Below are 15,531 nucleotides of genomic sequence, written 5' to 3' on the forward strand. Positions count from 1 at the left end.
CCCCGTCCCCGGCCCCGTATCAGCTCTCGTAGTCGTAGAAGAGCCGCTCCACCACCGCCCGCGCCCGGCGGGTGGTGCGGCGGTAGTCGTCCAGCATCTCGCCGACGTGGCCGGGGCCGTAGCCCAAGTAGCGGCCCACGGCGGCCAGTTCGCGGACGTCCGTCGGGAAGGTGTCGCCCGCGCGGCCGCGGACCAGCATGACGGCGTTGCGGACGCGGCTGGCGAGGACCCATGCCTCGTCCAGGGTCTGGGCGTCCTCGGTGGAGATCAGCTCGGCGGCGTGGGCGGCGGCCAGGGCCTCGCGGGTGCGGGTGGTGCGCAGCCCGGGCTCGGCCCAGCCGTGGCGCATCTGGAGCAGTTGGACGGTCCACTCGACATCGCTGAGACCGCCCCGGCCCAGCTTGGCGTGGGTAGTGGGGTCGGCCCCGCGCGGCAGCCGCTCGGACTCCATCCGGGCCTTGAGCCGCCGGATCTCGCGGATCGCGTCCTCGCCCAGCCCCTCGGCCGGATACCGCAGCGGATCGATCAGCTCGATGAACCGCCGGCCGAGCCCGGGGTCGCCCGCCACCGGCTCGGCGCGCAGCAGCGCCTGGCTCTCCCACACCAGGGCCCAGCGGCGGTAGTAGGCGGCGTACGAGCCCAGCGTGCGCACCAGTGGCCCGGACTTGCCCTCGGGGCGCAGATCGGCGTCGATGAGCAGGGGCGGGTCGGCGGTGGGGAGCTGGAGCAGCCGGCGCATCTCGTTGGCCACGGCGAAGGCGGCGCGGGCGGCCTCCTGTTCGTCGGCCCCCTCGCGCGGCTCGTGGACGAAGAGCACATCCGCGTCGGAGCCGTAGCTGAGCTCATGGCCGCCGAAGCGGCCGAGTCCGATGACGGCGAAGCGGGTGGGCAGCTCATCGCCCCAGGTGTCGCGGACGGCGGCGCGCAGGGCGCCGGCGAGGGTCGCGGCGTTCAGATCGGAGAGGGCGTCGCCGACCATGTCGATCAGCGCGGCGGCGTCCACGGGCGGTTCGGCGGCGGGGACGGCGGGCCGGGCCGGCATGTGTGGTTCGGATTCCCGCAGGGCGCTGGGAACGTCGGGGGCCCTGCCCGGCGAGGGGGCGGGCGCCGTCGCCGCCGGTCCCGTGGCCCGGCCCGGCGTCCGCTCGTCCGACAGCGGCCAGCTCACGGTCGGGCGCACCTCGCCGTTGGCCAGCCGGGCGCTTTCGATGACGTCCACGGCCGCCGTACGGAACATCTCGCGCCGCCGCACCCCGCGCGCCACCGCGACCGCCTGTTCGGCGCCGTCGGCGCGGCCGACGGCGGCCAGCACCTCCTGCTCCAGATGGGCCCGGCCGCGCGGGCGCAGCCCCTCCGGGTCGCCGAGCAGGGCGACCGCCTCGGGGGCGCGCAGCAGCAGATCGGGGGCGAGCCGCCCGGCGGAGAGCACCCGGGCCAGGTTCTCGGCGGCGGCGCCCTCGTCGCGCAGCAGCCGCAGATACCAGGGCGTCTTGCCGAGCGCGTCCGAGACCTTGCGGAAGCCCAGCAGCCCGGCATCCGGGTCGGCGGAATCGGCGAACCAGCCCAGCAGCACAGGCAGCAACGTACGCTGGATCGCTGCTTTTCTGGTCACACCGGATGCCAGGGCCTCCAGATGGCGTAGCGCACCGGCCGGGTCCGCGTAGCCCAGGGCCGTGAGGCGCTGACCGGCCGCCTTGGGGCTGAGCCGGATCTCGCCGGGCTGGAGCTGGGCGACGGCGTCCAGCAGCGGCCGGTAGAAGAGCTTCTCGTGCAGCCGCCGCACTTCGCGGGCGTGCCGCCGCCAGGCGGTGCCCAGTTCGGTCACCGGCTCGGTGCGGAACCCCAGCGACCGGCCGAGGCGGCGCTGATCGGCCTCGCCCTCGGGCATCAGATGGGTGCGGCGCAGCCGGTAGAGCTGGAGGCGGTGCTCCATGGTGCGCAGAAAGCGGTACGCGGCGTCCAGCGCGGCGGCGTCGGTGCGCCCCACATAGCCGCCCGCGGCCAGCGCCGCGAGCGCGTCCAGCGTCGTACCGCTGCGCAGCGACTCGTCGGACCGCCCGTGCACCAACTGCAGCAGTTGGACGGCGAACTCGACGTCGCGCAGCCCCCCGGGGCCCAGCTTGAGCTCGCGGTCGACCTCGGAGACGGGGATGTTCTCGACCACCCGGCGGCGCATCTGCTGCACATCGGGGATGAAGTTCTCGCGCTCGACGGCCTGCCAGACCATCGGCGCGAGGGCGTCCACATACGCCTGTCCGAGCGCGGCGTCGCCCGCCATCGGACGGGCCTTCAGCAGCGCCTGGAACTCCCAGGTCTTGGCCCAGCGCTGGTAGTACGCCAGATGGCTGGAGAGGGTCCGCACCAGCGGGCCGTTGCGCCCCTCGGGGCGGAGGTTGGCGTCGACGGGCCAGATGGTGCCCTCGACGGTGACATCGGAGCAGACGCGCATCAGCCGGGAGGCGAGCCGGGTGGCGGCCCGCACCGCCTCGTCCTCCTGGACCCCCTCGACCGCCTCCGCCACGAAGATCACGTCCACATCGGAGACGTAATTGAGCTCGCGGCCGCCGCATTTGCCCATGCCGATCACGGCCAGCTTGCAGGCGGCGGCGTCCTGCGGCTCCTCCTCGGCCGCGATCTCCAGCGCGGCCCGCAGCGTCGCGGTCGCCAGGTCGGCGAGTTCGGCGGCCGTCTGGGTGATGTCGATGGTGCCGCACACATCGCGGGCCGCGATGGCCAGCAGCGCCCGGCGGTAGGCCACGCGCAACGCGTCGGCCCGGGGCAGCCCCGCCCCGGGCGCGCCCCAGACCCCCTCGGCCAGGGCCCGCTCGAACTCGGGGGTGGCCGGATGCAGATCGGCCGACTCGTACGTCACCAGGGCGTGCCAGTCCCCCGGATGGCGGGCGAGGTGGTCGCCCAGCGCCTCGGACGCGCCGAGCACCCCGAGCAGCCGGTCGCGCAGCGGTTTGGCGGTGACGAGGGTGTCCAGCAGCGCCTGCCGCGAACCGGCCCGCTGCCCGCCGTTCGGCTCGCCCGCCTCCCCCTCGTCCTCGGGCAGCGCCTCGACGAGCCGTACGAGCCCGAGCAGCGCCAGATCCGGGTCGGCCGTCGCGCCGAGCGCCTCCAACAGCACCGAATCGCTGCGCACCGCGGCCAGCTCGGGCGCGTCCAGCAGCCGTTGGGCGGCCGAGGCGTCGGTGAAACCGTGCCGCAGCAGCCGGGTCACATTGCTGCTCCTGCGTCCCTGCGGTACGGACATCCCGCCGCCTCCCGTCCCTGGTCGACTCCGCGCCGTTCGACCACGCGCACACCGGTGATCGAAGGCGCCGCTGACGAGCCTAAGCGACCCCAAGGGCTAAGCGGCAGGTCCGAGCGGGGTCAGGCGACGACGAAACGGGCCCGCGGCTCACCGTGGAGACGGCCCGGCGGGAGCCTGCGGCCGTAGGCGACCAGGAGGAGGTCCTGGGCGGCTCCGGCCAGCTCGGCGCCGGTGCCGTAGGACCAGTCGAGGTCGTCGGCGCGGAGCCGGACCCCGTCGAGGTCGGCTCCGAAGAACTTCAGGCTCTTGGGGCTGACCGTCCCCAGCAGGACGCGAAGCCGCTCCTCGGGGACCCGGCGGTCGATCCCGAGCGCGGCGGTGATGTCCAGGCCGTGGATCACATCGTGGCCCAGCGCCGCCTCGATCCCGCCGACCGGCGGCTTCCAAGGGTGGTCGGCGTGGTCCCGGAGGAACGCGGCCAGTTCGCCGGTCGAGGCGGTGGCCGCGTCCTTACGGGCGAGCCGGTCGGTCATCCGGTGAAGGCCGCCGCGCGCCTTGGCCAGCTCCCACAGCACCGCAGGGAGCGGATACCGGAACCCCATGGACATATGCGCCGCGACCTCCCGCACCCGCCACCCCGCACACAGGCTGGGCGCGTCCCATTGCTCGGCCGTCAGAGTGTCCAACAGGTCCGCCAGCTCCCGGCGTTCGGCCGCGATCGCTCTTCTGATGCTCACGAGATCCATGAGCTCAAGGGTTTCGGCAGTGCTGCCATAAGTCCAAGAGCCCGTGGTTCTCGCAGCCAGAAGCGACGGTTATGGGACGCGCGGGCGGAATGAGACGATCCGGGCCGGCGTCGTGACGACGCCGGCCCGGATCGTCGGTCCAGCGGGGCACACCCGCTGATCTGCGCTTACAGCACCGGCAGGTTCTTGCGCAGCTCGAACGGGGTCACCTCGGAGCGGTACTCCTCCCACTCCTGCTTCTTGTTGCGGAGGAAGAAGTCGAAGACATGCTCTCCGAGCGTCTCCGCGACCAGTTCGCTGCGCTCCATCAGGTCGATCGCCTCGCCCAGGTTCTGCGGCAGCGGCTCGATGCCGAGGGAGCGGCGCTCGGCGTCGGAGAGGGCCCAGACGTCGTCGTCGGCGCCGGCCGGGAGTTGATAGCCGCCCTCGATGCCCTTGAGCCCGGCCGCGAGCAGCACCGCGTAGGCCAGGTAGGGGTTGGCTCCGGAGTCCAGGGAGCGGACCTCGATGCGGGTCGAGCCGGTCTTGCCGGGCTTGTAGAGGGGGACGCGGACGAGCGCTGAGCGGTTGTTGTGGCCCCAGCAGATGTAGGAGGGGGCCTCGCCGCCCGCGCCGGCGGTGCGCTTGGAGCCGCCCCAGATGCGCTTGTAGGAGTTGACCCACTGGTTGGTCACGGCGGAGATCTCCCCGGCGTGGCGGAGCAGCCCCGCGATGAAGGAGCGGCCCACCTTGGAGAGCTGGAACTCGGAGCCGGACTCGTAGAAGGCGTTGCGGTCGCCCTCGAAGAGGGAGAGGTGGGTGTGCATGCCCGAGCCGGGGAATTCGGAGAACGGCTTGGGCATGAACGTGGCCTGCACGCCCTGCTCCAGCGCGACCTGCTTCATGACCAGGCGGAAGGTCATGATGTTGTCGGCGGTGGAGAGCGCGTCGGCGTAGCGCAGATCGATCTCCTGCTGGCCGGGGGCACCCTCGTGGTGGGAGAACTCGACCGAGATGCCCATCGATTCGAGCATGGTGATCGCCTGGCGGCGGAAGTCCATGCCGATGTTCTGCGGGGTGTGGTCGAAGTAGCCGGAGGAGTCGGCGGGCACCGGGCGGCTGCCGTCCACCGGCTTCTGGTTGAGCAGGAAGAACTCGATCTCGGGGTGGGTGTAGAAGGTGAAGCCGAGGTCGGAGGTCTTGGCGAGGATGCGCTTGAGGACGAAGCGGGGGTCGGCGAAGGACGGTGAGCCGTCCGGCATCAGGATGTCGCAGAACATCCGGGCGGTCCCGGGGGCCTCGGCGCGCCAGGGCAGGATCTGGAACGTTCCGGGGTCCGGCTTGGCGATCATGTCGGATTCGTAGACCCGGGCGAAGCCCTCGATCGCGGAGCCGTCGAAGCCGATGCCTTCGTCGAAGGCACCTTCGAGTTCGGCCGGCGCGACGGCCACGGACTTCAGGAAGCCGAGCACGTCGGTGAACCAGAGCCGCACGAACCGGATGTCGCGCTCTTCGAGCGTGCGGAGCACGAACTCCTGCTGCTTATCCATGGTCCCCTATCCTTGCAGGTCAAACGGCTCTTTTCGTGGGCGCGGGGCACCTTCCGCAGCCCAGTATCACGCGGTGGGATTACACGGAGGTTTCGTCCGGGCTCTCCGGTCTCCCCTCAGCTCACCACGATGTGTGCATCGTACTTTCACCCGGCCGGTCCCCGCCCCGGGCATTCCGCGCCCACCGTGGCGCCTGCGGGAGCTCCATACCCCTTGGGGGTAGGGTGCCGATTATCACGATGATCAAACGGTCAGATGATCTGAACGGTCAGATGGAGGCGGCGGTGTACCAGAGCCCCTCACCCCACAGCCGACCGCTGATGCGTCGCATAGAGCGGCGCGTCGGCCGCCCGCCCTTCCGGCGGGGCGCCGGACGCGCCGACCCTCACGCATCCGGCACACATCAGCATTGGGGTACCGACTCATGCACGAAAAGACTCGCCGTGCCGTGCTCGGCACGGGCATCGCCGCCGCGGGCAGCGGTCTGCTCGCGGCCTGTGGCTCCCCCGGCCCCCACCCCCGGGCCGCGGGCCAAGACGGTTTGGACAGCAGCGCGATGGGCGCCCCCGCCCGGGCCGGCGCGCCCGCGGAGGACGTCCCGCCGGAGTATGTCTCCCCCCACGGCCCGGAGGTCGCCGCGACCGAGCAGCGGCGGGGCCCCGGCCCGGTGCGGACGTTCCGGCTCACCGCCACCGCGACCACCCTGGACATCGGCGCCCGCAAGGTGGCGTCCTGGGCGTACGAGGACCAGGTGCCGGGCCGGGAGATCCGGGTGACCGCGGGCGACACGATCGCCCTCACCCTCGCCAACAACCTGCCGCAGCCCACCACGCTGCACTGGCACGGCATCCGGCTGCGCAACGACATGGACGGCGTCCCGGGGGTGACCCAGCGGCCGGTCAAGACCGGCGCCGCCTTCGACTACCGCTTCACCGCGTTCTACCCGGGCACGTACTGGATCCATCCGCACTCGGGCGTCCAGCTCGACCGGGGGCTGTACGCACCGCTGATCGTGGAGGATCCGAAGGAGCCGCTGAAGTACGACAAGGAGTGGGTCGTCGTCCTCGACGACTGGCTCGACGGGGTGGGCGGCCGCACCCCGGACACGGAGCTCGAGCGACTGGGCGGCGGCAGGGGCGGCCATTCCATGGGGGACGAGGGCAAACGAGCCGCCAAGGGCGCGGCCAAAGGCACGGCCAAAGGCACGGCCGCGGGCGCCGCGAAGCTCGGCGCGGCCCGGCCCGCGGCGCCGAAGAAGGCCGCACCCGCCGCACCCGCCGCGCCCATGGAGAGCGAGCTGCTGGGCGGCCACGCGGGCGATGTCACCTACCCCTACTACCTGGTCAACGGGCGCAGCCCGGAGTCCCCGCAGGTCTTCCGCGCCAAGCGCGGCGACCGGATCCGCATCCGCCTCATCAACGCGGGCGGCGACACCGCCTTCCGCGTCGCCCTCGGCGGCCACCGGATGACCGTCACCCACACCGACGGCTACCCCGTCGTACCGGCCAAGACGGACGCGCTGCTGCTGGGCATGGGCGAGCGCTACGACGTGCTGGTCACCGTCAAGGACGGGGTCTTCCCGCTCGCCGTCCTCGCCGAGGGCAAGGGGCGTTCGGCGATGGCGGTGCTGCGCACCCGCGGCAAGAGCCCCGTGAAGTTCCCGCGCCCCAAGGAGCTGGACGGCGAGCTGCTCACCGCGGACCGGCTGAAGGCGGCGGAGGACGTACGCCTGACGCCCAAGGAGCCCGACCGGATCATCCGGATGCGGCTCACCGGCTCGATGCGGCGCTACGACTGGGCGATCAACGGCCGGCCGTACGACCCGTCGCAGCGCTATCCGGTGCGGGCCGGTGAGCGGGTGCGGATCTCCTTCGTCAACGGCACCGACATGTGGCATCCGATGCATCTGCACGGCCACACCTTCGGGCTGCCGGACGGCGGGCCCCGTAAGGACACCACGATCCTGCGGCCGCACCACAAGGTGAACGTGGACCTCGACGCCGACAATCCGGGGCTGTGGATGGTCCACTGCCACAACGTCTACCACTCGGAGTCCGGGCTGATGACCATCCTCGGCTACCAGAAGTAGCCGCGGCGTCCGGGAAGGCCCGGCCCCGGAGGCGAAGGGGCCGGGCGGGGTCCGCCCCGGCGCCGCCGCCCGGCGCGAGAAGCACGCCGTCCGGCGCGAGAAGGCCGCCGCCCGGCGCGAGAAGGCGCCGCCCGGCGTGAGAAGGCGCCGCCCGGCGTGAGAAGGCGTGAGAAGGGAGACACCCCCGGCTATCGCGTCAGACAGACGATTACACTGGGCGCGTGCCTCAACTTCGCCTCGCTCTGAACCAGATCGACTCGACCGTCGGAGACCTCGACGGCAACACCGAGTCGATACTCCACTGGACCCGGCACTCCGCCGAGCAGGGCGCCCATCTGGTGGCGTTCCCCGAGATGGTGCTGACCGGCTACCCCGTCGAGGACCTGGCGCTGCGCTCGTCCTTCGTCGAGGCGTCGCGCGCGGCCCTGCACTCACTCGCCGAGCGGCTGAACGCCGAGGGGCTGGGCGAGCTGCCGGTGGTCGTCGGCTATCTCGACCGCAGCGAGCGCGCCCGGCGCTACGGCCAGCCCGCCGGCTCACCGCAGAACGCGGGCGCGGTGCTGCACCGCGGCACGGTCGCCCTGACCTTCGCCAAGCACCATCTGCCGAACTACGGCGTCTTCGACGAGTTCCGCTACTTCGTGCCCGGGGACACGCTGCCCATGGTGCGCGTCCACGGCATCGACATCGCGCTCGCCATCTGCGAGGACCTGTGGCAGGACGGCGGCCGGGTGCCGGCGAGCTGCTCGGCGGGGGCCGGGCTGCTGCTGTCGATCAACGCCTCGCCGTACGAGCGGGAGAAGGACGACACCCGGCTCGACCTGGTGCGCAAGCGGGCCCAGGAGGCGGGCTGCACCACCGCGTATCTGGCGATGATCGGCGGCCAGGACGAGCTGGTCTTCGACGGCGACTCGATCGTCGTGGACCGGGACGGCGAAGTCATCGCGCGCGCCCCGCAGTTCGCCGAGGGCTGTGTGCTGCTCGACCTCGAGCTGCCCGCCGCCGACCCGGACTCCGTCCCCGAGGGGGTCGTGGACGACGGGCTGCGCATCGACCATGTCACCCTCTCCGCCGACCCGCTGCCCGGTTACGAGCCGGAGCTCGCGGGCGGCGAGGCCGAGCGGCTCGGGGACGACGAGGAGGTCTACACGGCGCTGGTCGTGGGGCTGCGGGCCTACGCGGCGAAGAACGGCTTCCGCAGTGTGCTGATCGGGCTCTCCGGCGGGATCGACTCCGCGCTGGTGGCCGCCCTCGCCTGTGACGCGGTCGGCGCGCAGAACGTGTACGGCGTCGCGATGCCCTCGCGCTACTCCTCCGAGCACTCCGTCGCCGACGCCACCGAGCTGGCGCGGCGCACCGGGCTCAACTTCCGCACGGTCTCCATCGCCCCGATGTTCGACGCCTATATGGACTCCCTGCAGCTCACCGGGCTGGCCGAGGAGAACCTGCAGTCGCGGCTGCGCGGCACGACGCTGATGGCGATCTCCAACCAGGAGGGCCATATCGTCCTCGCCCCGGGCAACAAGTCCGAGCTGGCCTGCGGCTACTCCACGCTGTACGGGGACTCGGTCGGCGCATACGGCCCGATCAAGGACGTCTACAAGACCTCCGTCTTCCGCCTGGCGAAATGGCGTAACCGCGCGGCGGAAGAGCGGGGCCAGACCCCGCCCATCCCCGAGAACTCGATCAGCAAGCCGCCGAGCGCCGAGCTGCGCCCCGGCCAGGTCGACACCGACTCGCTCCCCGACTACGAGGTCCTGGACCGGATCCTGGAGCTGTACGTCGACCGTGACCAGGGGCGTAAGGACATCGTGGCGGCGGGATACGACGATCCGCTGGTGACCCGGATCCTGCGGCTCGTGGACACGGCCGAGTACAAGCGCCGGCAGTACCCGCCGGGCACGAAGATCTCCGCGAAGGGCTTCGGCAAGGACCGCCGGCTGCCCATCACCAACCGCTGGCGCGAGCGCACCTGAGCCGGTGGGCGGGGCCCTGTGGCCTACGCCTGCGCGTACTGCGCGTACTGCGCGTACTGCGCGTCCAGGAACGTCCTGATCAGCCCCAGCCACTCATCGGGCGCCTCCACGAACGGCAGGTGACCTGACTCCAGCTCGGCGAAGCGCGCGCCGGGGATCGCGTCCGCGACCTGACGGTGGTGGTACGGCGTCGCCATCGTGTCCAGGGTCGTGGAGATCACCAGGGTGGGCACCCGGATCCGGCCCAGGTCCTCACGGACGTCGACCCGGCCGACCAGTTCGACCTGGTCGATCGCGCCGGGCTTGACGCCTGCGGCGGGCTGTTCCCCTACCCGCCCCTTCCCGAAACTGGGGCTCCGCCCCAGCCCCCGACCGGGGCTCCGCCCCTGGACCCTGCTCCTCAAGCGCCGGAGGGGCTGGATTGGCTACGCCGCGTGGCAGGGGCTTCCCCGGGGCCCGGGGGGTCCGGGGCGGAGCCCCGGTAGCGAGGTTTGGGGCGGAGCCGCAGTTCCGGGTCCGGGGCGGAGCCGCAGTTCCGGAGTCTGGCACGGAGCCCCCGTCGGGGTCTGGGACGGAGCCCCCGTCGGGGTCTGGGACGGAACCCCAGCCGGGGCCTGGGACGGAACCCCGGTTCCGGGGCCCAGGACGGAACCCCGTTCCGGGGCCCAGGACGGAACCCCAGTCGAGCCCGGGGCAGAACCCCCGGCCGGGGGCTGGGGCAGAGCCCCAGTTTCGGGAAGGGGCGGGTAGGGGAACAGCCCGCCGCAGGCGTCACGCCCCAGCAGAACGCTCAGCTCAGCCCGAACTCAGCTCAAGCTCAGCGCACCTCGGACATTTGCGGCATCGACTCACTGCTCGCGACCACCCGCGAGCCACTCGCCGGGGCCCGGTCGGCCCGCCCCGCGATCAGCGCTATCGCCAGACCGATCACCGCGAGCACCGCGCCGACCAGCGTCGGGGAGGTCCAGCCCCAGCCCGCCGCGATGGCGACGCCGCCGAGCCACGCGCCACCGGCGTTGGCCAGGTTGAACGCGGAGTGGTTGGAGGCGGAGGCCAGCGTCGGGGCGTGCTGGGCCTTGTTCATCACCAGCATCTGCAGCGGGGTGGTGGTCATGAAGCCGACCGCGCCCAGCACCACGACCGACAGCAGCGCCGCCCACTTCACATGCACCGTGAAGTCGAAGGCCACGAGCGTGACCGCCAGCGCCGCCAGCGAGCCGTAGAGCGTCGGCCGCAGCGCCCGGTCGGTCAGCGGACCGGCGATCAGGGCGCCCAGCGTCATGCCGATGCCGAACAGCGCCAGCACCAGGGTGACCGTCGACTCACCGAACCCGGTGACCTCGGTCATCATCGAGGCGAGGTAGCTGTAGACGGCGAAGACACCGGCGAAGCCGAAGACGGCGGTGAGCAGTCCGAGGATGACCTGCCGGTCGCGCAGCGCGCCGAGCTCCTGGCGGAGGCCGCCGTGCTCCTCGTGGGAGACCTGCGGGATGAGGCGGGCGAGCGCGCCCATGGCGACCACACCGATCGCGGAGACGACCAGGAAGGTCGCGCGCCAGCCGAGGTTCTGGCCGAGCAGGGTGGCCACGGGGACGCCGACGATATTGGCGATGGTCAGCCCGAGGAACATGGTGGCGACCGCGCGGGCCCGCCGGTCCTCGGACACCAGCCGCGAGGCGACGACCGCGCCGACGCCGAAGAACGCGCCGTGGGGCAGCCCGGCGAGCACCCGGCCCGCGATCAGCAGCCCGAAGGTGGGGGCGAGGGCGGAGGCGAGGTTGCCCACCGTGAAGAGCGCCATGAGCAACACGAGCATCCGCTTGCGCGGGATCCGGGAACCGAGGGCGGTCAGCAGCGGAGCGCCCACCACGACCCCGATGGCATAGGCGGAGACGAGGTATCCGGCCGTGGGCACCGAAGTGTCCAGATCACCGGCGACATTGGGCAGCAAGCCCATCATCACGAACTCGGTAGTACCAATGCCGAAGGCGCTCACAGCAAGGGCGAGCAGGGCCAGGGGCATGAGAGACCTTTCAAACGAAGGAGAAACGTGCAGAGGATGCGTATGTTCTCTAGCTGAACAAAGTCTCTCACGCCGGATGTTCCCGGGGAGATCCCCAAGATGAACAGGACGTAAGGTCTCGCCGGATGGACCGTGAGTTGAGTCACCCGCCAAGGTTCACCAGGCGGAGTTCATCCGCCGGGGTTCATCCGCTGAGGTTCATCCGCTGAGGTTTATCCGCCGGGGTTGATCCGCCCGGATTCATCCGCGGGCTCAGTAGTCGACCGACGCCGCCAGCGGAAGGTGATCGCTACCGGTCTTGGGCAGCGCCCACGCCGCGACCGGATCCACGCCGCGCACCATGATCTGGTCGATCCGCGCCATCGGGAACGAGGCGGGCCAACTGAAGCCGAAGCCGTCGCCCGCCGCGCCCTGGGCGGACCGCATCTGCGCGGTGACGGGGGCCAGCGCCCGGTCGTTCATGGTGCCGTTCAGATCGCCGAGCAGGATCACCTTGCGGAGCCGCTCCCGGGAGATGGCCTGGCCCAGCGCCTCGGCGCTGGCGTCGCGCTGCCCGGCGGTGAAGCCCGCGTTGAACTTCACCCGCACCGAGGGCAGATGGGCCACATAGACGCCGACCTCACCGCGCGGTGTGGCGACGGTGGTGCGCAGCGCCCGGGTCCAGCCCAGCTTGATGTCCACCGGCTTGGTGCCGGACAGCGGGTACTTGCTCCACAGCCCCACCGTCCCCTGCACGGTGTGGTAGCGGTAGGTGCCCGCCAGGGCCCGCTCGTACGTGGGCACGGCCGCGCCCGTCAGCTCCTCCAGCGCCACCACATCGGCGCCCGAACCGGCCACGTCCTCGGCGGTGCCCGCCGGGTCGGCGTTCTCCGCGTTGACGTTGTGGGTGACGACGGTCAGCTCGCCGCCGCTGCCGGACTTGTCGGAGAACATCAGCCCGCCGAAGAGGTTCAGCCAGACGGCGACGGGCAGCACCAGCGCGAGCACGGCGCTCGCCGACCGCCGCACCAGGCCGAGCACCAGCAGCACCGGAAGGGCCAGGCCCAGCCACGGCAGGAAGGTCTCCAGCAGGGAGCCGAGGTTGCCCACCCGGTTGGGGATGTCGGCGTGGAAGATCATGACCAGGGTGAGCAGGACCGCGATCGCCGCCAGCACCAGTCCGCGCCGCCAGATGCCGCGATCGTTCCGGAGCCGGTCGAGCAGGCGGCCGATCCGGGAACCCGATCGCCGGGGCGCGTCCCCGAGCTGTCGTGTCTCCTGTGTGTACGCCTGCGTCATTCGCCGTCCCTCACTGCCTCAACTGCCGCGCGCCCTGGGCTACGACCCTAGGTGATGACCAGGGCTTTTCCCGACGCCCCCGGGGGCGCCTCCCGTCCCAGGACGACGGCTCGGCGGCCGGGAGTTCCGCCTCCCGGCCCGAGAGGGGGTGTTGTGACACAACAGGCACAAACCGCTCAGCGGCGCGGGGAGACCCCGCCCAGGACCGTGTCGACGATCCGCTCGGCCAGCCCGTCGGGGAGTTCCTTCCACTCGTGGAGCATGGCGCGGGCGAGCATCGGGCCGGTGAAGAGGTCGGCGAGCAGCTCCAGATCCACATCGGCGCGGATCTCACCGCTCTCCCGCCCCCGCCGCAGCACGGCGCGCAGGGTCGCGCGGCGGGCCGCTATGACGTTCTCGTCGTAGGCCCGCCACAGCTCCTTGTGCGCGTGCATCTGCGTGATGACGCTGCGCAGCAGCGCGGAATGGCGCTTGGCGAGCCCGCGGCGGCGCATGAACTCCAGGACGGTGACGAGGTCGTCGCGCACCGAGACCCCGACCGGCTCGGGGCTGGGCTCCTCCAGGGAGCGCAGCACATCGAGCATCAGCGCGTCCTTACCGGGCCAGCGGCGGTACACGGTGGCCTTACCGACGCCCGCCTCGCGGGCGATCCCCTCGATCGACAGCCCGCCGACCGAGGCGCCCTCCTCCAGCAGCCGCAGCGCGGCCTCGATGATCGCGGCGTCGGTGGCGGGGCTGCGGGGGCGGCCGCGGAGTTTGGGCGCGGAGCTCTCCGGTGCGGTCATCGGTCGGCCGACGCCTCCTTCCGCGGGTGCGGCCGCCCGCCGTCGGGGGCCTCGCCGGAGGCGCCCTTGCCGGGCAGGAAGGCCAGCACGACCAGCGCGCCGAAGAGGGCGACGCCCGCCGAGCCGAGGGCGGTGACATGCATGGCGTGGACGAAGGCGTCCTGCGCGGGGCCCACCAGCTCCTGGCCCCTGGGCCCCAGCTTCTCGGCGACCCCCAGGGTGGCCTCGACGGACTCGCCCGCCGAGTGCCGTACGGAGTCGGGCAGTCCGGGCACGGCGGCCAGGGTGTCCCGGATGCCCTCGCGGTAGGTGGAGGAGAGCACCGAGCCGAGCACGGCGACCCCGAGCGCGCCGCCGACCTGCCGGAAGGTGTTGTTGAGCGCCGAGCCGGAGCCGGCCTTCTGGCGCGGCAGCGCCTGCATGATCGCGGTGGTCACCGGCGGCATGATATGCGCCATTCCGGCGCCCTGGGCGAAGAACAGCACCTCCAGCACGACGATCGGGGTGTCCACGCCCAGCAGCAGGAACCCCGACATGGTGGCGGCCACCAGCAGCATGCCGCCGGTGCACACCGCGCGGGCGCCGAACCGCTCGACGACCAGCCGGGCGCGCGGGGCGAAGATCAACTGCGCCACCGCCAGCGGCAGGATCAGCAGCCCGGATTCGAGCGCGCTGTAGCCCCGCACGCTCTGGGTGTAGAAGACCATGAAGAAGGTCACGCCCATGAGGGCGAAGAAGACCAGGGCGACGGCGGAGATGGCGGCGGAGAAGGCCGGGTTGCGGAAGTAGCCGATGTCGATGGCCGGGTGGTGGCTGCGCTTCTCGTGCAGCACGAACAGGACCAGGACGGCGAGCCCGGCGCCGATGCAGCCCAGCACCTGGGCATCGGTGAAGTCGGCGAGCTGGCCGCCCTTGATGATGCCGTAGACCAGCAGCACGAGCCCGACGACGGACAGCAGCACGCCCGGCGGGTCGACCCGGCCGGGCGCCGGGTCCCTGGAGTCGGGGACGAGCACCACCATCGCGATCAGTCCGACGATCACGATCGGCACATTGACGAAGAAGACCGAGCCCCACCAGAAGTGCTCCAGCAGCAGTCCGCCGGTGATCGGGCCGATGGCGATGGCCAGCCCCACCGCGGCGACCCAGATGCCGATCGCCTTCGCCTGCTCCTCGCGTTCGAAGACATTGACCAGGATGGCGAGGGTCGCGGGCATCACGAAGGCGGCGCCAAGACCCATGAGCGCCCGGAAGCCGATGAGTTCACCGGGCGAACCGGAGAAGGCGGCGAGCACCGAGCCCGCGCCGAACACCACCATCCCGCCGAGCAGGACCTTCTTACGGCCGATCCGGTCACCGAGGATCCCCGCGGTGAACAGCAGCCCGGCGAAGACCAGCGTGTAGGAGTTGATCGCCCACTCGAGCTGGCTCTGGGTGGCCCCGAGCCCGGTGGGCTTGGGCGAGGCGATCGTCTTCATCGCCACGTTGAGTATCGAGTTGTCGAGGACGACGACCAGGACGCTGAACATCAGGACGACGAGGATCGCCCAGCGTCTGCGGTACATCGCCTCGGGGACGCCGGACCCGTCCGGGGCGCCCTGGGTGCTGGATGAGGAGGCCATGCCGCCCAGGCTAGGCGACTTACGATACGAGACCGTATCGTATTGGAAGAACTTTGCGAGGCTTTTGGCCGACGGCCCGGAGCAGGCCCCGCGAAAAGCAGGCCCCGCGGAAAGGTGGTCAAGGCCACCGCCCGGGGGATCCGGGCCCACTTTCGCCCCGGCAGGAGCCGTGCCAGCATGGGGTTGGTCCGGGGACGCCGTCAGGGCGCCTCGAGATGATGAACAGG

Annotated in this window: 10 protein-coding genes; 2 read left to right on the forward strand and 8 right to left on the reverse strand. The window is 71.7% G+C overall.

Translation table 11 applies throughout. From position 1 onward, the window contains the following. Positions 1-19: 19 nt before the first annotated feature. The 3 genes from STRVI_RS49135 to glnA form a co-directional block, all read right to left on the reverse strand. The gene (locus tag STRVI_RS49135; protein ID WP_014060158.1) at positions 20-3,256 is read right to left on the reverse strand and encodes a bifunctional [glutamine synthetase] adenylyltransferase/[glutamine synthetase]-adenylyl-L-tyrosine phosphorylase; all 3,237 of its coding nucleotides are present in this window, start codon (positions 3,254-3,256) and stop codon (positions 20-22) included. A 119-nt stretch (positions 3,257-3,375) separates the two neighbouring features. Further along, positions 3,376-4,002: a maleylpyruvate isomerase family mycothiol-dependent enzyme gene (locus tag STRVI_RS34260; RefSeq protein ID WP_014060159.1), complete on the reverse strand. Its 627-nt coding sequence runs from the start codon at positions 4,000-4,002 to the stop codon at positions 3,376-3,378. 167 nt (positions 4,003-4,169) lie between these two features. Further along, positions 4,170-5,531 carry a type I glutamate--ammonia ligase gene (gene glnA, locus STRVI_RS34265; protein ID WP_014060160.1) on the reverse strand — a complete coding sequence of 454 codons (1,362 nt, stop codon included), beginning with the start codon at positions 5,529-5,531 and terminating at the stop codon, positions 4,170-4,172. Positions 5,532-5,955: 424 nt separating this feature from the next. Between glnA and STRVI_RS34270 the strand changes: the two genes are divergently transcribed. After that, positions 5,956-7,620 (forward strand): multicopper oxidase family protein, encoded by a 1,665-nt coding sequence (locus STRVI_RS34270; protein ID WP_014060161.1) that lies wholly within the window; start codon positions 5,956-5,958, stop codon positions 7,618-7,620. Between the two features lie 221 nt (positions 7,621-7,841). After that, positions 7,842-9,596, forward strand: coding sequence for an NAD+ synthase (locus tag STRVI_RS34275; protein WP_014060162.1), 1,755 nt, complete (start codon positions 7,842-7,844; stop codon positions 9,594-9,596). A gap of 23 nt (positions 9,597-9,619) precedes the next feature. Here STRVI_RS34275 and STRVI_RS34280 read toward each other — a convergent pair whose 3' ends face one another. The 5 genes from STRVI_RS34280 to STRVI_RS34300 all read right to left on the reverse strand — a co-directional run bounded on the left by STRVI_RS34280 (position 9,620) and on the right by STRVI_RS34300 (position 15,304). Next, complete coding sequence (locus STRVI_RS34280; RefSeq protein WP_050993819.1) at positions 9,620-10,000, reverse strand: alpha/beta fold hydrolase; 381 nt, start codon at positions 9,998-10,000, stop codon at positions 9,620-9,622. A gap of 413 nt (positions 10,001-10,413) precedes the next feature. Further along, positions 10,414-11,619 (reverse strand): MFS transporter, encoded by a 1,206-nt coding sequence (locus STRVI_RS34285; RefSeq protein WP_014060163.1) that lies wholly within the window; start codon positions 11,617-11,619, stop codon positions 10,414-10,416. Between the two features lie 252 nt (positions 11,620-11,871). Then, positions 11,872-12,897 (reverse strand): endonuclease/exonuclease/phosphatase family protein, encoded by a 1,026-nt coding sequence (locus STRVI_RS34290; RefSeq protein WP_014060164.1) that lies wholly within the window; start codon positions 12,895-12,897, stop codon positions 11,872-11,874. 176 nt (positions 12,898-13,073) lie between these two features. Continuing rightward, positions 13,074-13,682: a TetR/AcrR family transcriptional regulator gene (locus STRVI_RS34295; protein ID WP_014060165.1), complete on the reverse strand. Its 609-nt coding sequence runs from the start codon at positions 13,680-13,682 to the stop codon at positions 13,074-13,076. Further along, positions 13,679-15,304 (reverse strand): MFS transporter, encoded by a 1,626-nt coding sequence (locus tag STRVI_RS34300; RefSeq protein WP_014060166.1) that lies wholly within the window; start codon positions 15,302-15,304, stop codon positions 13,679-13,681. Before STRVI_RS34300 ends, STRVI_RS34295 begins: the two co-directional genes overlap by 4 nt. Positions 15,305-15,531: the final 227 nt, after the last annotated feature.

Origin of the sequence: Streptomyces violaceusniger Tu 4113, from assembly GCF_000147815.2 — a bacterium.
GTDB classification, from domain to species: domain Bacteria; phylum Actinomycetota; class Actinomycetes; order Streptomycetales; family Streptomycetaceae; genus Streptomyces; species Streptomyces violaceusniger_A.

Bases quoted from the DNA above. Each gene is read 5' to 3' on its own strand.
- STRVI_RS34295 (WP_014060165.1), bottom strand. From the start codon at position 13,682: ATGACCGCACCGGAGAGCTCCGCGCCCAAACTCCGCGGCCGCCCCCGC.
- STRVI_RS34260 (WP_014060159.1), bottom strand. From the start codon at position 4,002: ATGGATCTCGTGAGCATCAGAAGAGCGATCGCGGCCGAACGCCGGGAG.
- STRVI_RS34290 (WP_014060164.1), bottom strand. From the start codon at position 12,897: ATGACGCAGGCGTACACACAGGAGACACGACAGCTCGGGGACGCGCCC.
- STRVI_RS49135 (WP_014060158.1), bottom strand. From the start codon at position 3,256: ATGTCCGTACCGCAGGGACGCAGGAGCAGCAATGTGACCCGGCTGCTG.
- glnA (WP_014060160.1), bottom strand. From the start codon at position 5,531: ATGGATAAGCAGCAGGAGTTCGTGCTCCGCACGCTCGAAGAGCGCGAC.
- STRVI_RS34300 (WP_014060166.1), bottom strand. From the start codon at position 15,304: ATGGCCTCCTCATCCAGCACCCAGGGCGCCCCGGACGGGTCCGGCGTC.
- STRVI_RS34270 (WP_014060161.1), top strand. From the start codon at position 5,956: ATGCACGAAAAGACTCGCCGTGCCGTGCTCGGCACGGGCATCGCCGCC.
- STRVI_RS34285 (WP_014060163.1), bottom strand. From the start codon at position 11,619: ATGCCCCTGGCCCTGCTCGCCCTTGCTGTGAGCGCCTTCGGCATTGGT.